The organism is Microbacterium sp. F01 (assembly GCF_056156365.1).
This window is the reverse complement of the sequence record NZ_CM149592.1, coordinates 937,591-962,359: the sequence shown is the minus strand read 5'-3', so window position 1 is coordinate 962,359 and position 24,769 is coordinate 937,591. Positions and strand designations below refer to the sequence as shown.

Sequence of the window (24,769 nt, the reverse complement as noted above, 5' to 3'; positions counted from 1 at the left end):
CATGCGCACCCTCCTCAACATCATCTGGCTCGTGCTGTCGGGCTTCTGGATGTTCCTCGGCTACATGCTGGCGGGGGTGGTGCTGTGCATCCTCATCCTCACCATCCCGTGGGGCATCGCCTCGTTCCGCATCGGCCTCTACGCCCTGTGGCCCTTCGGCCGCACGATCGTCGACAAGCCCACCTCGGGCGTCGGCTCGTTCCTCGGCAACGTCGTCTGGGTGATCCTTGCGGGCTGGTGGCTGGCGATCGGCCACATCCTCACCGGCATCGCGCTGTGCATCACGATCATCGGCATCCCGCTCGGCATCGCGAGCTTCAAGCTCGTGCCGATCTCGCTGATGCCCCTCGGCAAGGTCATCGTCGACAGCCGCACGCTGCAGCCGGTCTGATCCCCATGACCGCACAGCCGCCATCCACCCGCGCTGCGTCGACGATCGGCGCGACGCATCAGCCGCTGCGCGAGCGGGTGCGCGACCTGATTCGCGATCGGATCGTGCGCGGCGACTTCGTGCCCGGCGACCGCCTCGTGGAACGGGTGCTCGCTGAGGAGATGGGCGTCTCGCGCGTCCCCGTGCGCGAAGCGCTCACCCTCCTCAAGGGCGAGGGGTTCGTGCAGGAGGTGCCGCGTCGCGGGGTGATCGTCACGGTACTGGCGAAGGAGGACGTCGACGACCTGTTCGATGTGCGCGTCGCCCTCGACGTGCAGTGCGCGCGGCTCGCGAGCGCGCGGGCGACGGATGCTGAGATCCAGGCGCTCTCGGCCATCGCCGACGACGCCGATGCCGCTCTCGCGCGGGGCGACCTCGTCGCGGTCGCCGAGCTCAACCAGGCGTTCCACGACGCCCTCCCGCGCATGGCGCACAACCGCATCCTGGCGTCGACCCTCGAACCGCTCGAGGGCCGGCTGCACTGGGTGCTCCGCCAGAACCGGTCGCCCGAGATCCTCCTCGCCGAGCATCGCGAACTGGTGGTGGCCCTCGCGAACCGCGACGCCGATGCGGCGGCCGCCGTCGCGCTGCGCCACGTGGACACGAGCCGCGCGCTCTGCCACGAGATCATGTTCGGCGCCTGAAGCGGCACCCGACCAACGCCGTTCGACCATCCACATCGGGAGCTGACCTGCCGGAAGGCGAACGCGCCGCGTGCCCGAAGGCACACGGCGCGAATGCGGTGGATCAGGCGCCAGCCGTGGGGCGGCCGACACACGGGATCACTCGGCGGCGAGGCTGCTGCAGCCCTCGTCACCCTCACCGACGCACAGCACGAGCGTGGAGGCGTCGACGAGGTCCTCGGGAACCTGGAAGCTCCACACGAACGTGTAGGACTTCTCGGGCGTCATCGGCACCTCGACGGCGCGCTGCGAGACGGCCTCGGCCGAGAAGGACTCGTCGTCGGTCGAACGCAGCACGGGGGCGACGTCGACGTCGGACTGGCCCTCGTCGGTCACCCACTGGGCGACGTTGACGGTGACCCACTGGTTGCCCTCGGCGGGCTCCTCGAGGGCTGCGGCAGCGCTCTCGTCGGGGACGATGCTGCTCCACACCTCGAGCTCGTTGCCGTCGGCGCCGACGCGCTCACCGGCGGCGGCGGGCTCGGTCACCGACGACTCGACGACGGAATCCGCGGCCGAGGTGGCGGTGGGCTCCGAGTCGGCGGTCGACGCGCAACCGGCGAGCAGAAGGCCGGAAACGGCGGCGATGGACAGGAGTGCTGTGCTTCGTGAGCGCATGGTGAATACCTCTTCGAATTGTTTCGGGGATGTTTCCACGCTACTCCTCCGAGACGTGTGGTCCGACCACGCCGCCCCTGCGACCCCCTTCTTCAGGAGGGGACGGATGCTGCGCCCCGCCGCCGTCGCCACGGCACCGCCAGCAGCAGGCCGACGACGAGCAGCGCACCGCCGAACGCCGCGGCCGCCCAGGGGGTCTCGGAAGGGATCTCGAGATACGTCGTGATGCCGAGGATGCGCGCGAGGCCCCACGGCAGCAGGCCCATCTCGTCGTTCCAGAGCGTCAGTGCGGATTCGAGGCCGACGAACCCGACGATCGCCGCGGGCACGAGCAGCCCTGCGCCCACCGCCGCGAGCACGTACCCGGTCGCGCGCCGCGCGCGCACCTGCGCCGACAGCGCCCATCCGGCGGCGACGAACACCCAGACGAACAGGGCGAACGCGACGGTGATGTACACGGTGCGCAGCACGGGGTCGGTCCAGAACGCGAACCAGTACCCGCCCGGGCCGGTGAACGACAGGGCGAAGAGCGTCACGATGCAGCGCAGCATCACGACCCCGCCGACGGCGGCGATGACCGGCCACGGCGAGCGCTCCCAGACGAAGAGGCGCAGCACCAGGGCGAACACAACCCAGGCGCCGATGATGACGGCGAGGTGGGTCCACGACAGGAACGACGTCTGCACGGCGCGCGTCGCGATCAGCAGCCCCGCGGGCACGATCAGCAGCAGCCAGCGGTCGAGCTCGAGCATGCCGAGTGTCGACTCGCGCGCCCGCCAGGGCCGCGTCGACGCGATCCACGTGGCGCGCGCCGCCGCGGCGCCGGGCTTCGCGACCAGGCGCGTGCGCGCGGCGAGCATGCCGATCACGACCCAGGCGATCGCGAGCACGAGCAGCACGCGCGCGATCCACGCCATGGGCTCGTCACGCACCGCCCGTTCGACGCCGAGTTGCGCGGCGGTGAGGTTGAACGCCGGGTAGTCGATGCTCCCCTCATACTTCGCGAGGTGCTCCGCCGCGCGCTCCTCGTACACGACGCGATCCGCATCCCATCGCGCGTGCGCCTCGGCCGAGAGCGTGTCGTGCCACTGTCCCTGGTGCAGGATCATCGCGCGGTACGCCTCGAGCAGGCGCAGGGTGTCGAGCTCGTAGTCGAGCGTGTCGAGGAATGCGGTCCGGATCTCCGAGGAGTGCCAGGTCGCAGCATCCGTCTCCGAAACGAGATCGCGCATCTGCTCGACCGCCGCCACCGCGTCGCCACCGGAAGCGATCGCGTCCTCGACGCCGTTCGCGCCGCTGTCGCGGACGATCGCATACAGCACGTCGAGCACCGCGGAATCGCCGGTGAGGATGTCCCACTCGAAGATCCACATCATGGGCGGCGGCTCGAGCCCGATCGCGAAGACCCGCTGCTGCGCGAACTGCGGCACATACATGCCCTGCGCGATAGCGTCGCGGGAATGGGTCATCGCCTCGACGATCGCCTCGACGGTGGCGGGGTCTTCGGAGAAGTACTCCCGGGCCCAGGCCGCGGTGATACCGGCGACCTCGGCTTCGGGATTCTGGGCGAGGGATGCTGCGAGCTGGGTGTTCAGCTCGTACAGCTGCCAGAATCCCGACTTCAGGTAGAGCGACATCGGACCGGCGCGCCACGGGCCGCCGTCCTGGGTCCAGACCCAGACGCCCTCGACCTGGTCGTTCTGTGCGAGCAGCTGCTGCAGCGCCCACTGGTACTGCGGGCCGAGGTCGTTCGGAAACGCCCCGAAGTTCTCGAACTCGCGCCGGCTCTGGAACTCGACGATGCGCCGCTGCGCCCCCTGCTCGAGCGTGTCGTTGAGCGGCAGCCACGTGTAGAAGTCGCCGAGCGTGTACTTCGTCGACACGATGAGTGCGGGCGAGTCCATGCCGCCCAGCACCGCCTCGTAAGACTCGTCGTTCGTGTGCATGTCGCCCACGGCGCCCACACCCACCGACCAGGTGCGGAAGATCACTTCGCGATCGGATGCCTCGGCCTGCCCCGTGAACGCCTCGAGCATCGTGCGCACGGCGTCGACCGAGGTCACCTCGAGCGCGGAGTAGTAGTCCCAGCCGCCCACGTCGTAGACCGGCCCCGCCTCGCCGATGCGGATGAGCACGCCGTCGAGTGCGGGCACGGCGTCGTAGAGCTCGTCGAGGCCGGCGGTGTAGACGCTCCACAGGTCGGGGTTCTCGGTGTCGAGCGAGCCGAACTCGTCGGTGAGGTGCTGCTCGAGCGGTCCGGTCAGCGCGAGCATGTCGGTGCGCAGGAACACCTTCATGCCGAGCTCGTCGGCGCGCTCCCAGAACGGCGCATAAGCCTCGCGCAGGGCGAGCGCCTTGTCGCGGTGGTCGTCGCCGTCGGCGTAGACCGGGCCGCCAGGCGCGTCGTCGAACGTGACGTACTCGACGAAGCCGGGGAACGCGACGGCGTTGAACCCGTTCGCGAGGGAGTGCCGGAGGAACCCGTCGAAGTCCTCGAACGCGGCGGCGAGCGCGGTCTCGTCGACGTACGGCGGCTCGGGCTGCATGACCGCGGCGAACGCCTTCGACGCGTGCGAGTAGTCGTCGCCGGATCCCCACTCGGCAGGATCCGGGATCACGCCGACCGCGCCGAGGTCGGTCATGCGCAGCTGCAGGCGCGAACTCTGGTGCGCGCCGATCAGGTCGGTGACCGACGCCGCGGCGCGGATCTGGTTGCTGAGGTCGTAGATCGCGCGGGTGGCTCCGGCCTCGCTCGTCGCGTTGACGCGCAGCGAAGTCGCGTCGCCTGCGAGGGTGTAGGCGTCATCATCGGTCGCGATGAGCGTCGGGTCGATCCGCACCGTGAGCACGGCTTCGCCGGAGGTTCCGGATGCTGCGGCCGCAGCATCCGTCAATTCCTCCAGTGCGACCGAGAGGCGTTCGGTGTCGGGTGCGTTGAACGTGAAGGAAGGCGGGAGGACGGGGTCGGCGACCTCGGGGACGACGGCGGCCGCGGGCTCCATCTGCGCCGACGGCTCGGTGCGGATGCCGAGCGCGTCGCCGACGGCGAACGCGACCCCGGCGCCGAGCGCGAGGAGGATGATCGCGGTGACGACAGCGAGGATGCCTCGCCGTCGCGCCGTCGTCATCCCTTGATCCTAGATCTAGGGGAACACGATCTCTGAGTGCGGCTGACGGATGAGAAACCCCTGCGCGCGATCGCAGCCCAGCTCCACCGCGATGTCGAGGTGCGTGAGGGTCTCGATCCCCTCGGCCACCACCCGCAGACCGTGCGCATGTGCGACCTCGACCTGGCTGCGCAGCCACGGCGGTGCCGGTCGCTCTGCGGCGCGCACCAGTTCGCCCGGCAGCTTCACCTCGGCGACCGGCAGGCTTCGGAGGAGTTCGGGCGAGGGCGGCTCCGCACCGGCGCCGGCGAGCGAGAACTCCACACCGATCTCGCGCAGCATGTGCAGCTGTGACAGCACCGCATCGTCGTCGATCGGCTGCAGATCGCGGGAAAGCTCGAAGACGAGTGAACCGGGCGCGAGCGAGCGTCGCGTGAACTCGCCGGCGACGTGATCGGCGAACGACTCGTCCTCGAACTGCGCGGGCGAGACGTTGACGGCGACGGCCCAGGCACGGCCCGTCTTTCGCCAGTCGTCGAGCGTGTCGAGGCACTCGTCGAGCATCCGCCGCCCGAGCGCATGGATCGCACCGCTGCGCTCGGCGACGCCGATCATCGTGACGGGGTCGATGTCGCCGAGCCGCGGGTGCCGCCACCGGCACAGCGCCTCCGCGGCGACGATCGAGCCGCTCTCCAATGACACCTGCGGCTGGTAGACGGCGAAGATCTCGGAACCGCCGACAGCGGCCGTCAGATCGTCCGCGAGGTCTCCAGTGGTGGGCATCCTTCAAGTCAGCCCTGCCAGGCGCCTCGATCGCAAGCGACAGCACGAGGAGCGACGATCGACTACAGTCCGCCCCATCACGCTCGTGGGCGTCCTTCGAGGACGGATCCGCCGGTCCATATACTTTTCTCGTCGCAGAGGTAGCAGGAGGATCGCGATGGCGTTTCGGAATCTGGAGACGTTGGAGACTTGGCTCGCCGAGTATCGGGCGCTGGGCAAGCCGATGGCCGATTCAGCACGCGTGATGGCGCAGGACGGTGATGGTGGCGCCGACACCGGTCTGGTGTTCTTCCGCCTCGGTCACGCTCCGACCGGCGTGTTCATCCAGCCGATCACGCAAGACGCCTCCGGCTGGGTCGCGACGATGGAGCCCCGCGAAGACAACCTGGTCCTGGACGCGTCGGGACTGCTCGAGCTGTCTGTCGAGCTGGCCGCGGTCTCCGATCTGTGCGCGTTCCTGGAGGCGAAGTCGCAGGCGTATCAGGGCATCGACGTCGCCTGAACGGCGGGTCAGTGCCGCGTGCTCACCGTCGCCGCGGTCAGGGCCTCGAGCAGCGCGGCCGAGTCGCCGACCAGGGTCTGATCGGCAGCTCCTACGGCGACGTCGAAGTCGTCGTCGAACCGATTGAGTGCGGACCACGGATCTTCGGCGATGTCGATCGTGGCGGTGATGCGGTTCACCCGCCTGTCGGCCGGGTCGACATCGCGTCGCACGAGAGCGCGGCCGACGAGCCGATCGATGAGCGTCGTCACGCCGGCCGAGGTGATGCCGAGGTACTCACGCAGCACCGTCGGCCGTGTTCCCGGATTCCCCACCACGAACAGCAGGGCGCGGGCATCGGTGTCGGTGATGCCGAGGCTGGCGCGCGCGGTCACCATCGCCGCATTGCGCGCATCGAGGTACCGACGCAGCGCCACCCCGAGGGTCAGCGCCGGGGTGTCGTTCGCCATGCCGCCATTCTCCCTCAGCCGCTTCGCGATCAGAATAGCTCAGTGAGCGAATATTTAAGATACTTACCTATATCTGCGAGGCATCGACTAGGCTGAAGCAACCCGCAGACGCGACACCCCTCGCCACACGCACCGCCTCGACACAGAAGCCAGGAGGCAACCGTGACCCCCCGAATTGCGCTGATCGGATGCCGCATCCTGACGACCCGGCGCGCCGCAGGCCTCCCATGCTAGGCGTCGCGGCCTGCGGGCTGATCGCCGTCGATTGCGAGTCGACGATTCTCGACGCGGATGCGCAGGTGCTGGACTGGATGAGCTGCGATCGCGAGGACGTGATCGGAAGACCGCTCGAGTCCCTGCTGACTCTGCGGATGCCACTGGCCGATGCCGACGGGCAGCGCCCCACAGATGCCACCCTCCATGGCGTGTCTGGGGTCGTCCGCCCCGTGGTGGTCGGCTCGCTCGGTGAGGACGAGTCCGGCGTCGAGCGCATCGCGGTGTACGACGTGTCGACTCGATCGGCGTTCAGCCTGGGGTTCCGCGGCGCAGAGGCGAAGACCGAGCGCGGCCGGCAGCGCCTGCAGATCCTCCTCAACGCCGCGGTCGGGTTCGGCAACGTCAGGACCGAGGTCGACGCGGCCGAGCTCCTGGTGGACGTCGCGCAGAGGGCGTTCGCCGCGAGTGCGGTGAGCGTACACATCAGCGGACCCGATGGGCTCGTGCAGGTGGCAGGGGTCAACCCGCTCGCCGACCATTGGCCACCGGGACTCCGGCCGGCCGGAACAGTGACCATGCTCGGGGGCCAGGTGCTGATCGTGCGCTCCCCCGAAGACGCGAACGCCTACGTCCCCGGGGTCGATATGAGCGAGATCTATCGGGCGGGCGGAGTGCACGCGGCGATCGCCTCGCCGATGCGCTCTCACGGAGACGCGGTGGGCTCGATGGTCTGCTTCTTCGACCACCCGCGGGAGTTCGACGAAGAAGCCGTGCCGCTCGCCGAGGCGCTGTCGAATCAGGCTGCCCAGGCCATCGCACGCATCCGGCTCGAAGACACCCTGCGCCGAGCGGCCATGCACGACGAGGTGACCGGGCTGCCGAACCGGCGGCTGATCGAAGAAGACGTCACGCGCACGCTGTTCCAGGACTATTCGGCGCTGACCGTGATCTTCATCGATATCGACGGCTTCAAGGCTGTCAACGATCTCCTGGGTCACGCAGCGGGGGACGCACTCCTCCATGAGATCGGGCAGCGGCTGCGCGGGGTCATCCGGGAGTCGGATGTGCTCGGGCGGTTCGGCGGCGACGAGTTCATCGCCGTCGCCGCCGTGGACAGCGTCGGTGACGCCGCGGCGCTCGCCGACCGCATCCGCGCCGCGATCGCGGAGCCGTACGACGACCTGCCGTCCGCGCTGACCATCACAGCGAGCGTCGGCGTGGTCACCGTCGGGAACGACGGCGCCCCGGTCATGGATCAGCTCATCCGCGCCGCCGATCACGCCATGTACGAGGCGAAGATGGCCGGCGGCGACCGCGTCGCCGTCGCCCACCACGCCTCGACCCCCATCCTCCGGTAGCTCCCGGCCCGGACCCGGCGCAGAACGCCGGGTCCGCAGCATCCATCGTCCTAACTGCTCTTGCGCATCGCGCGGATCCCGACCACGAGCCCCACCACCGCGAGCACGATCGCAGCCACCCATCCCCAGAGCACCTCGACCGCGCCGAGGTCGCCGGCGAAGAGCGCGCGCTCGGCCTGCACGACCCAGTTGACCGGGTTCACTGTCGACACCGCCCTCATCCAGGCCGGGCCCTCGTCGAGGGGCAGGAGCATGCCCGAGAGGATCAGCAGCGGGAAGATCAGCGTCTGCTGCACGCCCCAGAACAGCCACTCGCGGTCCTTGGTCTTGAGCGCCAGCGTGTACGACAGCGACCCGAGGCCGACGCCGAACACCGCGAGCAGCGCGAGTCCGATCACGAGTCCGGGCACGTTGATCGTGAAGCCGAACGGCCACGCGATGAGCACGATGATGAGCGCCTGCACGACGATCGGCGCGATCTCCTTGAGCGCGCGGCCGACCAGCAGCGACGACCGCGCGAGCGGCGCCACCAGCGTGCGCTCGTGCGAGCCCGTCATCATCTCGTACTGCAGGTTCGACCCGGTCGCGCCGGTGCCGAACAGCACGATCATCACGAGCACGCCGGGCACGAACCACTGCAGGGTCTCCCCCACGGGTGCGCCCGACGAGCCCACGAGCAGCGGCGCGAACAGCCCGAGGAACACCAGTGGCTGCACGAGGCTGAAGATCAGCGTGAACGGATCGCGCACCACCGGCTTCAGCTCGCGCGTCAGCACGTTCCACGTGTCGCGCGCAGGGTTCGCCCGCACCGCGGTGTCGGGCCGGGTCTCGATCTGGGTGCTCATCGCTTCGCTCCTGTCGTCTCGCTCACCTGTTCTGTGGTGACGGATGCCGCGGCCGCGGCATCCGTTTCTTCTTCGGGTTCGCTCTCTCCCTCGCCGGCCTCGCGCAGCGTGCGGCCGGTGAGCGCCAGGAACACGTCGTCGAGAGTCGGCGGCACTCCGGTCGCCGTCCGCACCGTGAGCCCGGCCGCGTCGAGAGCTCGCACTGCGGCGGGCAGCAGCGCGTCGCCTTCCGGCACCGTGAGGACGACGGATGCCGCGTCCCTTCGCACCTCCCGATCGGTGAGCTGCTGCACCACGTCGACGGCGGCGGCAGCATCCGTCTCGTCCGCGAAGCCGAAGGTGAGCACGTCGCCCGCCAGCTCCGCCTTCAGCCGCGCGGCGGTGTCGTCGGCGATCACGCGACCCTTGTCCATGACCATCACGCGCTCGGCGTAGCGGTCGGCCTCCTCGAGGTAGTGGGTCGTGAGGAAGACCGTCGTGCCGTACTGCGCGCGCAGGTCGATGATGTGCTGCCAGAGGTTGGCGCGGCTCTGCGGGTCGAGTCCGGTCGACGGCTCGTCGAGGAACAGCAGCGGCGGCGCGTGCATGAGCCCGAGGGCGACGTCGAGCCGGCGCTTCTGGCCGCCCGACAGCTGCTGCACCGACCGGGTCGCGAAGCCCGCCAGGTCGAGCGACTCGATGAGCTCGTCGGCTCGCGTGCGGGCTGCCGCCTTCGACATGCCGTAGAACGCGCCCTGGCTGAGCAGCTCGTCACGGGCGCGCTGCGCGAAGCTGCCGCTCGTGAGCTGGCCGACGTAGCCGATGCGGGCGCGGACTTCGGCGGGCTGCTTCAGGATGTCGAACCCGACGACCCGCGCCGTGCCCGATGTCGGCGGGATCAGGGTGGTGAGCATACGCAGGCTGGTCGATTTGCCGGCGCCGTTGGGTCCGAGGAACGCGACGAGCTCGCCGCGCGCCACCTCGAACGCGAGGTCGGTGACGGCCTCGACGGTCTTGCCTTTCACGGTGAAGCGCTTGGTCAGTCCCTGCGCTTGGATGATCGATTGGTTCGCCATGCCCCCAAACTAGGAGCGGATGCGGACAGATCCTGTCCGCGATGCGTGGCAATCTTGAGACATGTCCGACACGACCACCCGAGCCCTCTCGCTGCTCAACCTGCTCCAGACGCACCGGCACTGGCCGGGTTCCGAGCTGGCAGACCGGCTCGGCGTCACCGAGCGCACGGTGCGGCGCGACGTCGAGCGGCTGCGCGACCTGGGCTATCGCATCGAGTCGATCCCCGGTGCGGCGGGCGGTTACCGCCTCGAGGCCGGCAGCGCCGTGCCGCCGTTGCTGCTCACCGATGAGGAGGCGGTGGCGATGGCGATCGGGCTGCGGGTGGCAGCATCCCAGCGACTCGTGAGTGGTCCCGAGACGACCCTCACCGCCCTCGCGAAGCTCGAGCAGGTGCTGCCCGCTCCGCTCCGCCGGCGTGTCGCCGCGCTGGCGGAGACGGTGCAGCCCGCGGGCCTCAACGCCGGCGCCGCCGTCTCGGGCGAGGTGCTCGGCGAGCTGGCGCTCGCGACCCGCGACCACGAGCGCGTGCGCTTCATGTACACCGCGGCGTCGGGCGAGGTCACGCACCGCCGCGTCGAGCCGCACGCGCTCGCGCCCGCCGACCGGCACTGGTACCTGCTCTGCTGGGACCTCGACAAGGACGACTGGCGCACGTTCCGCGTGGATCGCCTGACGGATGTCGCGCACACGCGTGTGCTCTTCGAGCCGAAGCCGCTGACCCCCGAGCAGGTCGAGGAGTTCATCTTCGTCGCACGCTCGTGGGTGCGGCAGGCCGTCGAGGCGGATGCGGTGATGGAGATGCCGCTCGACGAGATGCGCGACTACTTCGGCCAGTGGGGCCAGGGCGCGTCGGCGGAGGACGCGACGCACACGCGGTGGCCCGTGGGCGGTTCGGACTTCCGCGAGACGATGTACGGCTTGACCTGGATCCCCGCGGGGGTCGAGTACACGACGGACCTGGCCTCGCCGGCGCGGGAGGAGCTGCGGGAGACGCTGGAACGGATGCTGCGCGCCCTCGACGCTCCCGCCCCGCCGGTGCCGCCTGAGCGGGCCTCGGCAAGGGAGCGCCAGCTCCCGGCGTGACCACCGCTCGTTGAGCGAGCGAAGCGAGTCGAAACGCCCGAGGGCGGCGCACCACCCCGGGGCGCAGCATCCGTCCCCTTGCTCACCCATCGGCACACGGCCCCACCAACCGGACAGTCGCTCAATAGGCTGAGCCCATGGAGCTGGGGATCTACGCGGTCATCGCCGTGGCGGTCATCGTGGCGGTCGCCGCGTTCTCCAAGAAGCTCGGAGTCGCGGCGCCGATCATCCTCGTCGTCGTGGGTGTGGGGCTGTCGTATCTGCCGGGTGTGCCCGACATCGAGGTGCCGCACGAGATCATCCTCGACGGGGTGCTGCCGCCGATCCTGTACGCCGCGGCGATCAGTGTGCCGATCACCGACTTCCGCCGGAACGTCGGGTCGATCGCGAGCCTGTCGGTCGTGCTGGTGATCGTCACCGCGTTCGCCGCGGGCTTCCTGCTGTTCTCGCTGCTGCCGGAGCTCAACCTCGCCGCGGCCATCGCGCTCGGGGCGATCATCAGCCCGCCCGACGCCGTGGCCGCGACCTCCATCGGCCGGCGTCTGGGGCTGCCGCCGAGGCTGCTCACGGTGCTCGAGGGCGAAGGCCTCCTCAATGACGCGACGGCGCTGGTGCTGCTGCGCTCGGCCGTGGCCGCCGCAGCGATCGGCGGCCTCACGACGCCGTGGGCCGGAGTCGTCGACTTCGTCTATGCCGTCGTCGTCGCGGTCGCGATCGGCCTTGTCGCCGGGTACGTGACGGTGTTCGTGCGGTCGAAGCTCAACGATCCCGTGCTCGACACAGCCCTGTCGATCGCTGTTCCGTTCGTCGCCTTCGCACCGGCTGAGGCGCTCGGCGCGTCCGGCGTGATGGCGGTCGTCGTCGCGGGCCTCTACACCGGACACGCGGCCCCCACGAAGTTCTCCGCGCAGGCGAGGATCAGTGACCGCATCAACTGGCGCACGATCCAGTTCCTGCTCGAGAACGGCGTGTTCCTCCTCATCGGCCTCGAGATCCGCACGCTCGTGGATCACGTGGATCCGACGGTCCTCAGCGCCGGCGACGCCGTGGTGATCGGCCTGATCGCCCTGGCCGCCCTCATCGTGATCCGCTTCCTGTGGATCGGCCCGCTCGTCTACTTTCTCGGCAAGCGTGAGGAGCGCACCGAGAGACGCACCTACCATGCGCTTCTCGCCCTGTACTACTACCGAAGTCACCCGGTCAGCACGGCGCGGCAGGCCCGCACCCGCGATCGCCTCGAGCGCGACTACGAGCGTCGGCGCGCCGACCTCGAGCAGCAGCGCCAGGAGCACATCGACTGGCGCGGCGGACTCGTGCTCGGCTGGTCGGGCATGCGCGGCGTGGTGACCCTCGCCGCCGCCCAGTCGCTGCCCGAGAACACCCCGTACCGCCCGCAGCTGATCCTGATCGCATTCACCGTCGCGGTGGTGAGCATCGTCGTGCAGGGCGGCACGCTGCCGTGGCTCATCCGCCTGCTCAAGGTGCAGGGCATCGACGCGCAGGAAGACCGCCGAGAGCTCGCCGCCCTCCTCGAAGACATCAGCCACGTCGGCCTCCAGACATTGGACGAGACCGAAATGGATGCTGCCACCACCGCCCCGATCGACCCCGATGTCATCGAGCGCGTGAGGCGTGCGTCTTTCTTGAGTACAGAGGCCGCGTGGGAACGCGCGCGTGTGATGCGCAAGCCGGGAGAGATGCCGCATCAGCGGTATCGCGAGATCCGTCTCACCGTCGTCGAGGCGGAGCGGGAACGCCTGCTGGAGCTGCGGTCCCAGGGCCGCTACTCTTCCCGCGTGCTCGCCGAGGCCCAGGCCATGCTCGATCTCGAGGAGACCCGCCTGTCGCGCCACTCCGGCGACCACTGACCCCGGCTCTCGCCCTTCCCCTCCACCGACCTCCCAGGGACGTCGTGAAGCACGCTGGTAGGCCGCCCGACCCTGGGCCGGGCCGGTGGTGGAAGTGTCGGTGATCTATGCGGACCTGGCGCGTCTGAGTTGGTCGAGGAGGAGCCGGTTGGGTCCGCGCCATCGTCGCTGCGGGTCGATCCAGCCGGGTGGTCGCACCTGCGGCATGCCGTCGACCATGCGGATCTCCCACCCGCTGGTCTCAATGCCGTGATGGTGGTGCCAACAGAGCAGCACGCCGTTGTCGACTGTGGTCGGGCCGCCCTTGGCCCAGTCGATGACATGGTGCACTTCGCACCATGCGGCGGGAACTGTGCAGCCGGGGGTGATGCAGCCTCCATCGCGAGCGCCGATCGCCTTGCGCTGCCAGTGGTTGAAGACCCGGTCCTCGACGTGCAATGCCTTGATCGCACCATTCTCGGCGAGGGTGAGTCGGTGAATGGTGCCGTGGCAGCCCGCGTGCCGAGCGAGCGACGCCGGCACCGGCACGGGACCGCCCGCGCTCTCGATGAACGCGACGCCGTCCGGATCGGCCAGGTCTTGTTCCGTCGTGGTGACGATCAGGGTCGGCGCGGCGCCGCCCAGCGTCGGCGTCGCGGCCGCACCGGCCGCCACCGACAGCACCGACGCGAACGCATCGTGCCGCTTCTGATCCGCGCTCCGCGGATCCAGTACCCGATCCTCCGAACCCTCAACCCCGTCGGATGCTGCGGTGTCCACGAAACGAGGGCCGCGATCCTGCGCGCGCGGGTTCAGATGCGCGTCCATCAGCCGGTCGAACTGCGCCGCGACATCCTCGGTGAGATCGCCGGACCGAGCGTGTCACCGAGCAGGCCGGCAATGCTCCGGAGGTCCGTCAGGGGGAAGTTCATAGCCCAATTCTCCCGAGGGGTTCCGACATGCACACCCCCGAAAAGCGCCGGTCAGAGTTCATTCTGTGGATAACTTCCGATCGGGTGGATTCGCCACTGCATGGGGAGGAATCGCGCCCAGGCCTAGCGATCCTCAGCCGGTATCCACGGACCCCCGATCCCCGGATGACCGCGCCCTGAATCCCCTTCACGCCGACGCCCAGCATGAGAAGCACGCACCCACCTAGGAGCCCCTCATGCCCAAGCCCCTCGACATCCCCGTTCCCGACCTCACCGGCAAGGTCGCCCTCGTCACCGGCGCGAGCGACGGCGTCGGCCTCGAGATCGCCGCGCGTCTCGCGCGCGCCGGTGCCGACATCCTCATGCCCGTCCGCAACCCGCAGAAGGCGAGGCTGCGGCAAACCGGATCGCGGAGCGAACCCCGCGCGGCGGCATCCGTGTCCTCCCCCTCGACCTCGCCTCGCTCGACTCGATCGCCACCCTCACCGCGCAGCTGAACGCCGACGGCCGCCCCATCGACCTCCTCATCGCGAACGCCGGCGTGATGACCCCACCGACGCGACAGCTCACCGCCGATGGGTTCGAGCTGCAGCTCGCGACGAATCACCTCGGCCATTTCTCGCTCGTCGCCCAGCTGCTCCCGCTCCTCGTCGAGGCGAAAGCGCACGTCACCAGCCAGGTGAGCGTCGCGGCCGATCAGGGCGCCGTGAACTGGGACGACCCCAATTGGGAGCACGGCTACGACCCGATGAAGGCGTACAGCTCGTCGAAGATCGCTTTCGGCCTCTTCGCGATGGAATTGCAGCGGAGATCGGATGCTGCGGCCTGGGGCCTCCGCAGCACCCTCTCGCATCCGGGCATCACGCCCACGAACCTGCTCGCCGCGCAGCCGGGCATGGGGCGGTCCACCGACACCAGCGCGGTGAGGTTCATCCGGGCGATGTCACGGCGCGGCATCCTGTTCGGCACTCCCACGTCGGCGGCGCTGTCGGCGGTGCACGCGGCGACGAGCCCCGACGCCCGCGGCGGCCACCTCTACGGGCCGAAGGGCTTCCGCCACTTGAGCGGCCTCCCGGCGGAGCAGCTGGTGTATTCACGGCTGCAGAGCGAGGCCGACGCCCGGCGCGTGTGGGAGCTCTCCGAGCGCCTCACCGGCGTGCGGGTCGAGGTCCCTGGTCGTTGAGCCAGCGAGCCATCTCCCGGTCGTTGAGCCAGCGGGCCACCTCCCGGTCGTTGAGCGAGCGAAGCGAGTCGAAACGCCACAGAGGGATCCGCGCTCCCTGGTTGAGGGATGACGGATGCCGCAGACTCGGGTGATGGACAGAGCACAGCTGGCCGACTTCCTGCGTCGCCGCCGCGAGGCCCTGCAGCCCGAAGACGTCGGGCTGCGCCGCGGGTCTCGTCGCCGGACGGCGGGCCTTCGGCGCGAGGAGGTCGCGGTGCTCTGCGACATGTCGACCGACTACTACAGCCGGCTCGAGCAGGCCCGCGGTCCGCAACCGTCGGAGCAGATGCTCGCGGCGATCGCCCGCGGTCTGCGGCTGACGCTCGACGAGCGCGACCACCTGTTCCGGCTCGCCGGCCACACGGCGCCGGCGCGGGCCCTGCGGAGCGAGCACGTCTCCCCCGGCCTCATGCGCATCCTCGACCGGCTCGCCGACACGCCCGCTCAGGTGATGACCGAGCTCGGCGAGACGCTCGCGCAGACGCCGGCCGCCCGCGCGCTCTTCGGCGATGAGACCCGATTCGAGGGGTTCGCCCGCAGCGTCGGGTACCGCTGGTTCACGGATCCGTCGGCGCGCACCGTGTACCCGGCCGAGGACCATCCGATGCACTCGCGCGCGTTCGCCGCCGAGGTCCGCACGGCCTACGCGAAGTTCGGCGCCGACTCGCGCGCCGGCGCGATGGTGTCGGCGCTGCTGCGGGAGAGCCCGGAGTTCGCTGAGCTCTGGGCCGAGCACGAGGTGCGCTCGACGCACGCGCGCGAGAAGCGCCTGCAGCACCCCGAGGTCGGCGTGATGGACATGCAATGTCAGTTCCTCATCGACCCCGAGCAGGGCCAGACCCTCCTCGTGCTCACCGCGACGCCCGGCACCGAGAGCTATGAGCGACTGCAGCTGCTCTCGGTGATCGGCACGCAGGAGATCGCAGCCGGCCGCTGAGGTCGGGCTCCTCCTCTACTCTCGGCGTATGCGCTGCGTCGCCTTCATGCGGAACGTCAACCAGGGTCAGCGCGGCCATCCGTCCACCGCGGACATCGTGGCCGGCTTCGCCGACGCCGGCTGCCCGGAGGTTCAGACCTTCCAGAGCAACGGCACCATCATCTTCGACTCCGACGAGCCCGCGGAAGTGGTTGCGAGCGCCGAGGAGGCGATCGCCGCCCGATCCGGACACGAGCGCGACATCCTCTGGATCCCGTTCGCCGACCTGCTGTCGATCGCCGACCGCCACGCCGCGCTCGACCCGCACGGGCACGAGTTCACGCTTCACCGCGGCGGCACGGTCGATGCACAAGCCCCCCACGCGCTCGCCCTCACCGCTCGGGCCAGCTGCGAGATCGTCGACGCCGGGCCGGGCTGGGCGCTCATCAGCAACGACGTCGAGGGCCAGGGCAACGCCACCCCCGTGCTCGAACGCCTCACCGGCGACCGCGCGACCTCCCGCGGGCTGCCGACGATCCTCCGTCTGGTCGCGCGCTTCGGCTCCCCACCTGGGTGAGTCAGTCGTCGAAGATCCCCACCGACTCCGACAGCCGCGTGACCTCGTCCGCGCTGAGCTCGAGGTTCGCCGCCTGCGCCGAGTCGGTGACGGATGCTGCGCGCCGAGCTCCCGGAATCGGGATGACGTGCGAGCCCAGCGCCAGCTCCCAGGCGAGCACCGCCTGCTGCGGGCTGACGCCGTGCGCCTCACCGATCTCGCGGAACGCCGAGAACCGGTCGCCGACCCGGCGTGCTCCGCCGCCGGTGCCGCCCAGCGGGCTCCACGGCAGGAACGCGATGCCGTGCTCCTCGCAGAAGCGCAGTTCGTCGATGCTTCCCGGGTGCTTCGGTGAGAACTCGTTCTGCACGCTGGCGAGATTGCCCTCGCCGAGCACGTCGATCGCGATCTGGATCTCTTCGACGCTCGCGTTCGAGATTCCGATCGCATGAATGAGGCCGTCGTCCTGCAGCGCCTTCAGTCCCGCGATGATGTCGCCGTAGACGAGCCAGCGATCGGGGCGGTGGTACTGGTACAGCTCGATCTGGTCGATGCCGAGGATGTCGAGCGACTTCTCGGCCGCCGAGCGCAGATACGCCTCAGAGCCGTCGCGCCCCTTGGACCCGTCTTCGCGGAGCGTGATGCCGCCCTTCGTCGCGACGAAGACGCTCGACGCGTCGCCGTCCCACGTGCGCAGCGCCTCGGCGACGATGCGCTCGTTGTGCCCCATCTCCTCACCGTCCGGCGCGTAGATGTCGGCGGTGTCGATGAGCGTGACGCCGGCGTCGAGCGCGGCATGCACGGTCGCCACAGCGTCCTCGAACGACGGGTAAACCTTGTCGTTGTTCATCGACAGCGGCATCGCGCCGAGCCCGATCGCCGAAACCTGTCGCCCCGCCAGCGTGCGCTGCTTCATCGCATCTCCTTCTCGCATGAGCCCAGCCTGCCACCGACCCGAACAGCCGAGCGCGGGCTGGACAAACGCCGTCGGAGTGGGTCCTAGGTAGAGGGGCCGAGCACAAGGCGGGGCTCGACGAACCGTTCACCGCCTGTCAAGGCGGGCTCGATGACATTGTCGGCTGCCACGCGGCCCACGCCGGTCAGATCGAGGTCGACCGTGGTGAGGCGCCGCAGTTTCTGATCGAGGATGACTTCCTCCCAGTTGTCGACGCCGACGACCGCGACATCGCCCGGTACGTCCGCTCCCGCTGCCTCCAACGCATCGAGGACGCCGAAGCCGATGTGGTCGTTGCCGCAGAAGACGGCGTCGAACTCGTCGCCCGACTCCCGCAGTGCTGCGACCGCCTGCTCGCCCCACTCGCGGCGCCAGCTTCCGTAGAGGCTCGCCAGCGATGCCACGCCGGCTTCGGCGAGCGCGCGGCGGAAGCCGGCCTCGCGACGACGAACCGCGAGGTCGTCGGCGTCCGCGGTGACGTGGGCGATCCGCGTGCGTCCGAGGGAGATCAGATGCCGCCCCGCGAGGTAGCCCGCCTGCTCGTTGTCGGGCACGAAGAGCGAGTCCCCGGGATTGTCGGAAGCCGCGAACGCGTAGGTCACCGGTACGTCGAACTGATGCGTGATGGACGGGGTGACCCGCCCGAATCCCGCTCCGACGACAAGGAGCCCGTCGATGCGCCGGTCGCGCAGGGTACGGATGCTCTCGGTCATCTCGTGGTGGGCGTTGATGCGTCCGTCGAAGACCAGGACGGCGCGCTCGCGACGACCGAACTCGAGGATCGCTCCCATGACGACGGCGCGGGAGAACGTTGCGGTCGCTCGGTGCGTGAGTAGACCGACGGTGCGGCTGCGGCCCGACGCGAAGGACAGCGCCAGCGCGTTCGGCCGGAAGTCGAGCCGTTCGGCGGCCTCGCGCACGCGGGCCTTGGTCGCCGCGGACACGACGGGACTGTCGTTGAGGGCCTTGGACGCCGTCGCCTTCGACACGCCCGCCACCGCAGCGACGTCGCTCAACCGCACAGCGCGTTGCGTGACCATCTCGTGATCCTACTGACCCGAGCCCGCGAGCACGGGGACGTCGTGCGTGCGACTCGCACCCGATTCGCTGCCCAGCTGCTCCTCGACGAATCCCACCTGATGCGGCCAGTGCTCCGCCCCGCCGCCCTCGTGCTCGTTGAATTCGAACGTGACCATTTCCTTCACGGATGCTGCGTACGCGTTGTACGCCGCGAACACCGTCGACGGCGGGCACACGGGGTCTTGGAGCCCGACGGAGAACAGTGCCGGTGCGGTCGCGCGCGCGGCGAAGTTCACACCGTCGAAGTACGACAGCGTCCGGAACACCGCGTCGGTGCGACCGCGGTGGATCGCGAGGTATCGCACGACCTCCTGATAGGGCTCGCGCCCTGTCATCCCGACGGCGCGACGGAAATGGCAGAGGAACGGGAAATCGACGACCGCTGCGACGAGATCGGACTGGAGCCCCGCGACGGCGAGCGCGATGCCGCCCCCTTGGCTGCCGCCGGCGACGGCGACCGCCGAAGGGTCGATTCCCTCGATACCGCGCACCGCGTCCACGCACCGAACGCCGTCGGTGTACACCCGGCGGTAGTAGTACGTCGTGGGACCCCCGATGCCGCGCGTGAGGAATCCGGGCACGCTCGGCTCCGATCCGTGCGGATCGGGGGTGTCGGCGGCCGCCTGTCCGCGCGTGTCCATGACGATGTGGGCGAATCCTGCGGCCGCCCACGTGAGCCGCTGCTGCGGCATCCCTCGCCCCCCTCCGTAACCGAGGAACTCGACGATCGCCGGAATGTCGCCGGTGACCCCGGCGGGGCGCAGATACCAAGCGCGCACCGGATCGCCCGCGAAACCGGGAAAGACGAGTTCGCGTGCTTCGATCGCGCGGAGCGGTGAAGACGCATCGGCGACCGTGACGTGGCCGCCGGCCGCCCGTGCCTCGCCGATCGTCTGGGCCCAGAACAGGTCGAAGTCGTCAGGGGCCGCGACCTCCGGTGCGAAGCGGTGCAGCTCCTCGAGCGGAAGATCGAACCGCGTCATCGCGACGCCTCCGCTACCGGCGCGCCGACCGCCGCACGTGCCCCGCCGGGCGCGAGCGCGGTCGCGGCGGCTCCGAAGGGCAGGTCGCGGATGAGCACCGGTGCTCGATCGACGAGGGAGTCGTTGCCCGCGACGCCGACCGCCATCGCCCGAACACCGTCCAGCCAGGTGGCCGCCTGACCGAGGGGATCGGCGTCCGCTCCGACCAGCAGATCGTGGAGCAGGGCGTCGTCGGCGCCCCCATGCCCGCCGGCGGCATGCGGGATCCGGATCTCACGTGCCGCGTCGAAATGACGCTGGACCACCAGTCGCTCCCCGACCGGGCGGCCGGTCTCGTCGACGACCCCGTCGGGGCTCGCGCTCGGGTCGACGACCTGCTGACGCCCGGACTCGTCGAGCAGGAGGGCGCCGCGCTCGACGACCGACAGCTCGGCGCGACCCGCCGTGCCGTTGACGGCGACGGTGTAGCCCTCCCACGGGGAGTGTGCGTTGAGCGCGTACGTCATGGTGGCGCCTGCGGCGTAGTCGACGATCAGCGAGAGGTTGTCTTCGATGCTGATGCCCTCGTCGAACACATCGCGGTCGCGCAGATAGCCGTCGTGCTGCTCCTGCTCGTAGTACAGCCCGCGCAGCACGTCGTGCTCGCGCAGGTCGAGCGCGAACGGATCGCGGCGCTCAGCGTCGACCGTGCCTCGCTCGGGCCGCTTCCCCAGCCCGCGGATCGCGGCGTTCTGCGCCCCGTAGAAGCGCAGCCCGCCACTGGCGAACACGCGCACGGGCAGATCGGCGAGCCACCAGTTGACCAGATCGAAGTGGTGCGACGACTTGTGGACCAGCAGCCCCCCGGAGTTCTGCTTCTGCCGATGCCAGCGGCGGAAGTAGTCGGCACCGTGCGACGTGTCGAGCAGCCACTCGAAGTGCACCGAGGTGACCTCGCCGATCTCTCCACCCGTGATGACGCTCTTGAGGGCCGCGTTGCGCGGCGAGTACCGGTAGTTGAAGGTGACGGTCACCGCGCGCCCGGTGGACTCGACGGCGTCGGCGATGCGGCGGACGCCGTCGGCGTCGGTCGTCAGCGGCTTCTCGACCACGACGTCGGCGCCGCCGTGGAGGGCGGCGACGACCAGGTCGGCGTGGGCGAAATCGGGCGCCGTGACGATGACCCGCTCGATGCGCAGCCGATCGATCGCAGCAGGCAGTTCGGCCGCATCGAACCGCGCCGGCGCCGGCCGACCGGCTGCCGCGACCCTCCGCTCGTTCCAGTCCAGACGGCCCTCATTCGGGTCGGCCCAGGCGGCGAGCTCGGCGACATCGGCGTAGGGTCCGGTGAGCGCGTCGATGTACATCTGCGCTCGCGCTCCGGTGCCGATGATCGCGTAGCGGGTCGGTGCGGTCATTGGAGGTCTCCCTGTTCATCTGGCTGGGCATCGGTACGCGCGCAGTCGACCGCGGGCACCGGCAGCTCCACGGTCGTGTACGACGCGGCGCGATCGGGCTCGCGGTACGGCACGTAGGCCGCGACCCGCACGTTCCCCGCGTCGGCCGTCGCGTGCGCGGATCGCAACTCCATGACGCGGGTCGCCCCCGCGGGGACGGCCGAGCGCTTCTCGTCGGCGAACGACGAGGTCGCGCGGATGTCCGACGCGAACACGGCGGTGTTCCGCACCGACACGAGGTAGCTCACCCGGTCGCCGAGACAGCGCGCCTGGACGGATGCCTCGACCGAGGCGTCGTCGCCCCGCACCCGCTCGATCGCGATCGTGTAGATCGTGCTCGGCCGCCCGTCCGCCGAGGCGACCACGGTCGCGGTGCCGGGGGCATCGGTCGGCTGCGTCACCTCGAGACGGATGCCGTCACCCGCGGTCGCGGTGATGACGGGCAGCGGTCCTCCGGCGAGCGCCGGCACCCGGTACTCGGTGCGGTCGGGCGCGAAGCCGGCGAGCGGCTCGCCGTCGACCTCGATGCTCACGGCCTCCGCCGGGCGCACGGGCTCGACGGGCACGACCGGCAGGAAGAGGGCCGCGTTCTTGCCCGCGCCGATCCCGCTCCCCCACTCGGAGAATCCCTCGCGGGTGCCGCCGTCGTTGTCGTTCACGAGAAGCGAGAACGAGAAGGCGCCGTCGGCCGGATCGACGCCGAGCACGTCCCACGGGACGGTGACGTCGTACGACGTGGTCGTGCCGTCGCGCGTGACCGCGGCGGGGGCGTCGATGACGCCGACAGGAGAGGTGTAGCGGTAGACGCCCGGACCCGTCGCACCGAGATACGCGCCGATCTCGACGCGCGAGGCGGGGGCGGCGCCCGGCAGCCCGCGCGCGACGGCGAACTGCAGCGAGTCGCCCGACCACAGCCGGTCGATCGTCGCCGCGGCGGTGTGGTCCTCGTCCTGCACGTCGGCGCGCACGCGCAGACCGTCGGCGCTCCACGACACCGCGAAGGTCCCGCCGAGGTCGTCGGCCGAGGCGACGGGGCCGCTGAGCGGCACATAGGTGCCGAGCTCCCGCAGGTCGACCGCGACCGCGTCCGACGGCGCGCCCGCGATCGCGGCCCGAGCCGTCGTGCCCGAGAGCCGGCGCTCGTCCGACCCTGCGGTGGCGCTCACGGTGAACGGGTACCCCCGCCAGGCGTCCAGGTCGCCGAGATCCGGCGCGAGCGTGGCCGTCTCGCCACCGGCGACCTGCACCGCGGGCAGCACGCCCGACGCGCCGCCGACCGACCACGAGATGTCGTCGACCTCGACCATCGGCGCTCCCGCGAGGTTGCGCACGGTCAGTGCGAGGCCGACGCCGTCCTCTCCGGCGACGGGTCCGAGCGACAGGACGGGGTTCTGAACGACGGTCGTGCTGTCGTCGACGAACGCGACGACGGCGTCGCCGCTGCGCACGGTGTAGGCGACGGGGTGGGCGCCGAGTTCACGCAGGGCGGCGAGCGGCAGCGAGCCGGCGACCTCGGTCGCCGGACCGGTGAGAGTCGTGCCCCCGCCGACCGGCCCGAACACCGACACGTCGCCGGTGACACCGAGCGCGGCCCGATCGACCGCGACGGGCACCTCGGGGGTGCCGTCGAGCGGGATCTGGGCGGGGGTGTCGATGCGCACGGCAGGATCCGCGACGAGAGCCGGCGTCGAGAGTGCACCGGTCACGTAGACGGGGTTCGCCCCGACGGTGACCTCGACCCGTCCGTTCGGCTGCGCGCGCCACGATCGGCCGTCGCCCTTCACCAGCCGGGCGGCGCTGCCGGTGTCGATCGCGAGCGTCACCGGGTCGCCGGTGGCCCACAGCATCCGAAGCACGGCGCCCGAGGCATCCGTGTACTCCGCCACGACCGCGCCGTCGAGGCGGTGAAGGCCCGAGAGCTCGTGCCCGGCGGTCAGCCGGTTGAAGACCGCGAGCGCGGGATACGCCGGCTTCGGGGTGAGTGCCGTGCCACCGTCGGCGGGCAGGCGCGAGATGCCGAAGTTGTGCTCGGGCTCAGCACGGTTGCCGCCCGAATCGATCAGCTCGTAGTAGACGACGCGATCGACTCCCGCGGCTTCGAGCAGCGCCGCTGACCGCACGATGTACGCGGCCTGCTGCTCTTCGGTGGTGCCGCCGGTAGTCGTCGTCCAGCCGTGCTCGCTGAGCCAGATCGGGATACCTGCGCCCGGCGCGTACTCGTCGATCAGGGCGCGCAGGGTCGCGACGCCGGCTTCGGTGCGGCCCTCGGGAGCGACCGGGAAGTCGTACGTGTGGTAGCTGACGACGTCCAGGTGTTCGAGCGCGCCGAGGGCGAAAAGGTCCTCCATGAAGTCCCACTTGGCCCCGGCGCTGACCGGACCGACGACGCGCGCACCCGGTGCGGCATCGTGGATCGCGGCGGCCGCCGGCACGAGCAGATCCATGTAGCAGCCGGCGGTCATGCCACAAGCCCCGTTGTTGAAGGTGTGGTTGAACTCGTTGTAGATCTCGTAGTCCACGTCGGACCCGTAATGGGCGGCGGCCGCCGCGGCGTAGTCCGCAAAGGCGGCGATCCCCTCCGGCGAGCTCGGCGTCTTGCCCCCGTCGTACCAGCGGCTGAAGTACGCGAGGATGACCAGCGGCCGCTCGCCACGAGCCTTCGCGGCAGCCAGCTGCGCGTCGAAGTGGGCAGGGAACTGATACACGCCGGGCGACGTCTCGATGGTGTCCCACGACGGCCCCTCGCGCAGCACGCCCGCGGCGAGCGGGCCCATCAGGCTGTCGACCTGATCGACGGAGTACCGGTTCACGTGCACCGCGACACCGACCGGATGGTCCGCAGGTGCCCGGTCGCCGGCGCTCTCGACGATCGCGAGCGTGGCGGTGCGGGTCGCCGCGACCGGCGCGGTCACCGACATCGTGACGGAGTAGTAGCCCGCCGGCAGCGCGTCGAGATCGATGGATGCCTCGCCCCCGGCGACCGCTTCGACGTCCGAGTCGAGGCGCTGCCCGGAGGAGGCACGCACGTCCCACGTGACGCTGTCGGCCAGGGTCGTCACGCCGACGTGCGCGTCGCCGACCTTGTAGACGAGCGCGGTGTCGGTGAACGCCAGGGTGCCCGGCGGTGGATCATGCTGCTCGAACGACGGATTGATCACGAGGTTCGCCTCGCTCGCCGGCGCGGTCATGCGCACGTCGTCCACCCACACCGTCCCGGCACCGCGCACCAGCAAGCGCATGACGAAGGTCATGCTGCCGAGCGGCTGGGTGTAGGTCCACTCCAGCTTCGTCCACTCGTTCGTGCCCGCAGGGAGCTCGACCCGCTGTGAGTGATCGCCGCTCAGCACGAAGTACGCGGCACCGGACGACGAGAGGTCCTGCGTCTTCACCCACGCACTCATTGCATACGTGGTGCCGCCCGTCGCCCGGACGCTCTGACGCAGATCGACGTAACTGTTCGAGTAGGGCGAGGCGAAATCGACCCGCGCAGCCGTCGCTCCCTGGTAGGCCTCGGCCGTGTCGGCCGACACCACGAAGTCGGGCGTGCCCGAGGCTGTCGCCGTCCAGCCCTCGAAGGAGTCGGACTCGGTGAGGCTCGCCCGCGCGGGCGGGGACACCGCGAGCAGGAGGCCGACGACGAGGGTGAGCGTCGTCAGCAGGGCCGCCAGGGGCGCGACACTGCGCCGGTGCACATGGGACATGTGGAGGA

20 protein-coding genes and 2 pseudogenes are annotated in these 24,769 nt (G+C 70.2%); 9 read left to right on the top strand and 13 right to left on the bottom strand.

Annotation, left to right across the window (positions count from 1 at the left end):
- The first annotated feature begins 1 nt into the window (after window position 1).
- Together ACVN90_RS04200 and ACVN90_RS04195 are read left to right on the top strand one after the other, a co-directional pair.
- Window positions 2–391 (top strand): YccF domain-containing protein, encoded by a 390-nt coding sequence (locus tag ACVN90_RS04200; RefSeq protein ID WP_116194236.1) that lies wholly within the window; start codon window positions 2–4, stop codon window positions 389–391.
- A gap of 5 nt (window positions 392–396) precedes the next feature.
- The gene (locus ACVN90_RS04195; protein WP_475100912.1) at window positions 397–1,074 is read left to right on the top strand and encodes a GntR family transcriptional regulator; all 678 of its coding nucleotides are present in this window, start codon (window positions 397–399) and stop codon (window positions 1,072–1,074) included.
- A 138-nt stretch (window positions 1,075–1,212) separates the two neighbouring features.
- On the opposite strand, the gene ACVN90_RS04190 is transcribed toward ACVN90_RS04195, so the two are convergent.
- The 3 genes from ACVN90_RS04190 to ACVN90_RS04180 form a co-directional block, all read right to left on the bottom strand.
- Entirely contained in the window at window positions 1,213–1,731 is a 519-nt protein-coding gene (locus ACVN90_RS04190; RefSeq protein ID WP_475100911.1) for a hypothetical protein, read from the bottom strand.
- A 92-nt stretch (window positions 1,732–1,823) separates the two neighbouring features.
- Window positions 1,824–4,859, bottom strand: coding sequence for a hypothetical protein (locus ACVN90_RS04185; RefSeq protein ID WP_475100910.1), 3,036 nt, complete (start codon window positions 4,857–4,859; stop codon window positions 1,824–1,826).
- Between the two features lie 15 nt (window positions 4,860–4,874).
- Window positions 4,875–5,621, bottom strand: a complete 747-nt coding sequence (locus ACVN90_RS04180; protein ID WP_475100909.1) for an EAL domain-containing protein — start codon at window positions 5,619–5,621, stop codon at window positions 4,875–4,877.
- Between the two features lie 181 nt (window positions 5,622–5,802).
- Here ACVN90_RS04180 and ACVN90_RS04175 point away from each other — a divergent pair, with 181 nt between their 5' ends.
- A complete protein-coding gene (locus ACVN90_RS04175; protein WP_475100908.1) occupies window positions 5,803–6,123 on the top strand; it encodes a hypothetical protein in 321 nt (106 codons plus the stop codon).
- A gap of 8 nt (window positions 6,124–6,131) precedes the next feature.
- Here ACVN90_RS04175 and ACVN90_RS04170 read toward each other — a convergent pair whose 3' ends face one another.
- The gene (locus ACVN90_RS04170) at window positions 6,132–6,572 is read right to left on the bottom strand and encodes a MarR family winged helix-turn-helix transcriptional regulator (RefSeq protein ID WP_475100907.1); all 441 of its coding nucleotides are present in this window, start codon (window positions 6,570–6,572) and stop codon (window positions 6,132–6,134) included.
- 227 nt (window positions 6,573–6,799) lie between these two features.
- On the opposite strand from ACVN90_RS04170, the gene ACVN90_RS04165 reads away from it, so the two are divergent.
- Window positions 6,800–8,146 carry a diguanylate cyclase gene (locus ACVN90_RS04165; protein WP_475100906.1) on the top strand — a complete coding sequence of 449 codons (1,347 nt, stop codon included), beginning with the start codon at window positions 6,800–6,802 and terminating at the stop codon, window positions 8,144–8,146.
- A gap of 50 nt (window positions 8,147–8,196) precedes the next feature.
- Here ACVN90_RS04165 and ACVN90_RS04160 read toward each other — a convergent pair whose 3' ends face one another.
- Window positions 8,197–8,991, bottom strand: a complete 795-nt coding sequence (locus tag ACVN90_RS04160) for an ABC transporter permease (protein WP_475100905.1) — start codon at window positions 8,989–8,991, stop codon at window positions 8,197–8,199.
- The gene (locus ACVN90_RS04155) at window positions 8,988–10,046 is read right to left on the bottom strand and encodes an ATP-binding cassette domain-containing protein (RefSeq protein ID WP_475100904.1); all 1,059 of its coding nucleotides are present in this window, start codon (window positions 10,044–10,046) and stop codon (window positions 8,988–8,990) included. The genes ACVN90_RS04160 and ACVN90_RS04155 overlap by 4 nt, the downstream gene beginning before the upstream one ends.
- Before the next feature lie 61 nt (window positions 10,047–10,107).
- Between ACVN90_RS04155 and ACVN90_RS04150 the strand changes: the two genes are divergently transcribed.
- Together ACVN90_RS04150 and ACVN90_RS04145 are read left to right on the top strand one after the other, a co-directional pair.
- Window positions 10,108–11,130 (top strand): helix-turn-helix transcriptional regulator, encoded by a 1,023-nt coding sequence (locus ACVN90_RS04150; RefSeq protein ID WP_475100903.1) that lies wholly within the window; start codon window positions 10,108–10,110, stop codon window positions 11,128–11,130.
- A 137-nt stretch (window positions 11,131–11,267) separates the two neighbouring features.
- Window positions 11,268–12,998, top strand: a complete 1,731-nt coding sequence (locus ACVN90_RS04145) for a cation:proton antiporter (RefSeq protein ID WP_475100902.1) — start codon at window positions 11,268–11,270, stop codon at window positions 12,996–12,998.
- 105 nt (window positions 12,999–13,103) lie between these two features.
- Here ACVN90_RS04145 and ACVN90_RS04140 read toward each other — a convergent pair whose 3' ends face one another.
- Window positions 13,104–13,328: an HNH endonuclease gene (locus ACVN90_RS04140; RefSeq protein ID WP_475102057.1), complete on the bottom strand. Its 225-nt coding sequence runs from the start codon at window positions 13,326–13,328 to the stop codon at window positions 13,104–13,106.
- A gap of 60 nt (window positions 13,329–13,388) precedes the next feature.
- A pseudogene (locus tag ACVN90_RS04135) lies at window positions 13,389–13,838 on the bottom strand (DUF222 domain-containing protein); the annotation flags it as partial.
- Window positions 13,839–14,145: 307 nt separating this feature from the next.
- Here ACVN90_RS04135 and ACVN90_RS04130 point away from each other — a divergent pair.
- From ACVN90_RS04130 to ACVN90_RS04120, 3 genes and pseudogenes are all read left to right on the top strand, one after another.
- Window positions 14,146–15,092 (top strand): annotated as a pseudogene (locus ACVN90_RS04130) (SDR family oxidoreductase).
- 133 nt (window positions 15,093–15,225) lie between these two features.
- Window positions 15,226–16,071 carry a helix-turn-helix transcriptional regulator gene (locus ACVN90_RS04125; RefSeq protein ID WP_475100901.1) on the top strand — a complete coding sequence of 282 codons (846 nt, stop codon included), beginning with the start codon at window positions 15,226–15,228 and terminating at the stop codon, window positions 16,069–16,071.
- A gap of 28 nt (window positions 16,072–16,099) precedes the next feature.
- A complete protein-coding gene (locus tag ACVN90_RS04120; protein ID WP_475100900.1) occupies window positions 16,100–16,627 on the top strand; it encodes a DUF1697 domain-containing protein in 528 nt (175 codons plus the stop codon).
- 1 nt (window position 16,628) lies between these two features.
- On the opposite strand, the gene ACVN90_RS04115 is transcribed toward ACVN90_RS04120, so the two are convergent.
- The 5 genes from ACVN90_RS04115 to ACVN90_RS04095 form a co-directional block, all read right to left on the bottom strand.
- A complete protein-coding gene (locus ACVN90_RS04115) occupies window positions 16,629–17,522 on the bottom strand; it encodes an aldo/keto reductase (RefSeq protein ID WP_475100899.1) in 894 nt (297 codons plus the stop codon).
- 83 nt (window positions 17,523–17,605) lie between these two features.
- On the bottom strand, window positions 17,606–18,601 hold the full coding sequence (locus tag ACVN90_RS04110) for a LacI family DNA-binding transcriptional regulator (protein ID WP_475100898.1): 996 nt from the start codon (window positions 18,599–18,601) through the stop codon (window positions 17,606–17,608).
- A 9-nt stretch (window positions 18,602–18,610) separates the two neighbouring features.
- Window positions 18,611–19,624, bottom strand: coding sequence for an acetylxylan esterase (locus tag ACVN90_RS04105; protein WP_475100897.1), 1,014 nt, complete (start codon window positions 19,622–19,624; stop codon window positions 18,611–18,613).
- Window positions 19,621–21,021: a Gfo/Idh/MocA family protein gene (locus ACVN90_RS04100; RefSeq protein WP_475100896.1), complete on the bottom strand. Its 1,401-nt coding sequence runs from the start codon at window positions 21,019–21,021 to the stop codon at window positions 19,621–19,623. Before ACVN90_RS04100 ends, ACVN90_RS04105 begins: the two co-directional genes overlap by 4 nt.
- Complete coding sequence (locus ACVN90_RS04095; RefSeq protein ID WP_475100895.1) at window positions 21,018–24,761, bottom strand: hypothetical protein; 3,744 nt, start codon at window positions 24,759–24,761, stop codon at window positions 21,018–21,020. Before ACVN90_RS04095 ends, ACVN90_RS04100 begins: the two co-directional genes overlap by 4 nt.
- Window positions 24,762–24,769 lie beyond the last annotated feature (8 nt).